This is a genomic window from Actinoplanes sp. NPDC089786 (assembly GCF_040684855.1).
GTDB lineage: Bacteria > Actinomycetota > Actinomycetes > Mycobacteriales > Micromonosporaceae > Actinoplanes.
In genome coordinates, this window is record NZ_JBFBGU010000062.1 from 3,039 (window position 1) to 5,191 (window position 2,153).

1 rRNA gene (only partly in view) is annotated in these 2,153 nt (G+C 57.3%); it reads left to right on the top strand.

Annotated features, from left to right (window positions below):
* A 23S ribosomal RNA gene (locus AB0O15_RS47745) occupies nucleotides 1-2,149 on the top strand (it extends 1,067 nt beyond the left edge of the window).
* The last annotated feature ends 4 nt before the right edge of the window (nucleotides 2,150-2,153 follow it).

Sequence of the window (2,153 nt, forward strand, 5' to 3'; positions counted from 1 at the left end):
GGAGCCTACAAGCTTACCGAAATCAGCCAAACTCCGAATGCCGGTAAGTGAGAGCGCGGCAGTGAGACTGCGGGGGATAAGCTTCGTAGTCGAGAGGGAAACAGCCCAGATCACCAGCTAAGGCCCCTAAGCGTGTGCTAAGTGGAAAAGGATGTGGGGTCGCTTAGACAACCAGGAGGTTGGCTTAGAAGCAGCCATCCTTTAAAGAGTGCGTAATAGCTCACTGGTCAAGTGGTTCCGCGCCGACAATGTAGCGGGGCTCAAGTACACCGCCGAAGCTGTGGCATTCACATATTAACTTTGCTTGCCGGCTTGGTCCGGTGGGTGCAGGTGTGTGGATGGGTAGGGGAGCGTCGTGCTACCAGGGAAGCGGCAGGGTGACCTAGCCGTGGAGGTTGCACGAGTGAGAATGCAGGCATGAGTAGCGAATGAAGGGTGAGAAACCCTTCCGCCGGATGACCAAGGGTTCCAGGGCCAGGCTGATCCGCCCTGGGTAAGTCGGGGCCTAAGGCGAGGCCGAGAGGCGTAGTCGATGGATAACGGGTTGATATTCCCGTACCCGCGTAGGAGCGCCCACGACGAACCCCGCTGTGCTAACTGTCTGAACTGAGTCTGACCTTCGGGTTGGGTGAGGGGAGCACAGGATCCTGGTGGGTAGTAGTTGAGCGATGGGGTGACGCAGGAAGGTAGCTGATCCCGGCCGGTGGTTGTGCCGGGGTAAGCGTGTAGCCCGTACCATAGGCAAATCCGTGGTGCATTGAAGGGTGAGACGTGATGCCGAGCCGTATCAGGTGAAGTCAGTGATCCTATGCTGCCGAGAAAAGCCTCTAGCGATGTTCCGAGCGGCCCGTACCCGAAACCGACACAGGTGGTCAGGTAGAGAATACCGAGGCGACGGGCGAACTGTGGTTAAGGAACTCGGCAAATTGCCCCCGTAACTTAGGGAGAAGGGGGGCCGGACGCGTGAAGCCCCGTGCGGGTGGAGCGTGGTATGGCCGCAGAGAGCAGGGGGAAGCGACTGTTTACTAAAAACACAGGTCCATGCCAAGTCGTAAGACGATGTATATGGACTGACGCCTGCCCGGTGCTGGAACGTTAAGGGGACCTGTTAGCCCGTGAGGGCGAGGCGGAGAACTTAAGCGCCAGTAAACGGCGGTGGTAACTATAACCATCCTAAGGTAGCGAAATTCCTTGTCGGGTAAGTTCCGACCTGCACGAATGGCGTAACGACTTCCCCACTGTCTCAACCACAGGCCCGGCGAAATTGCAGTACGAGTAAAGATGCTCGTTACGCGCGGCAGGACGGAAAGACCCCGGGACCTTTACTATAGCTTGACATTGGTATCCGAATGTAATTGTGTAGGATAGGTGGGAGCCGGTGAAGCTCGGACGCCAGTTCGGGTGGAGGCAATCTTGAAATACCACTCTGTTGGATTTGGGTATCTAACTTGCGGCCCTGATCGGGTCGAGGGACAGTGTCTGGTGGGTAGTTTAACTGGGGCGGTTGCCTCCTAAAGGGTAACGGAGGCGCCCAAAGGTTCCCTCAGCCTGGTTGGCAATCAGGTGTTGAGTGTAAGTACATAAGGGAGCTTGACTGTGAGACTGACGGGTCGAGCAGGGACGAAAGTCGGGACTAGTGATCCGGCACTTGCGTGTGGAAGCGGTGTCGCTCAACGGATAAAAGGTACCCCGGGGATAACAGGCTGATCTTCCCCAAGAGTCCATATCGACGGGATGGTTTGGCACCTCGATGTCGGCTCGTCGCATCCTGGGGCTGTAGCAGGTCCCAAGGGTTGGGCTGTTCGCCCATTAAAGCGGTACGCGAGCTGGGTTTAGAACGTCGTGAGACAGTTCGGTCCCTATCCGCCGTGCGCGTTGGATACTTGAGAAGGGCTGTCCCTAGTACGAGAGGACCGGGACGGACGAACCTCTGGTGTGCCAGTTGTCCCGCCAGGGGCACGGCTGGTTGGCTACGTTCGGAAGGGATAACCGCTGAAAGCATCTAAGCGGGAAGCCTGCTTCGAGATGAGGTATCCCACCACCTTGAGTGGGTAAGGCCCCCAGCTAGACGACTGGGTTGATAGGCCGGAGATGTAAGCCAGGTAACTGGTTCAGTTGACCGGTACTAATAGGCCGAGGGCTTAACCACCCTT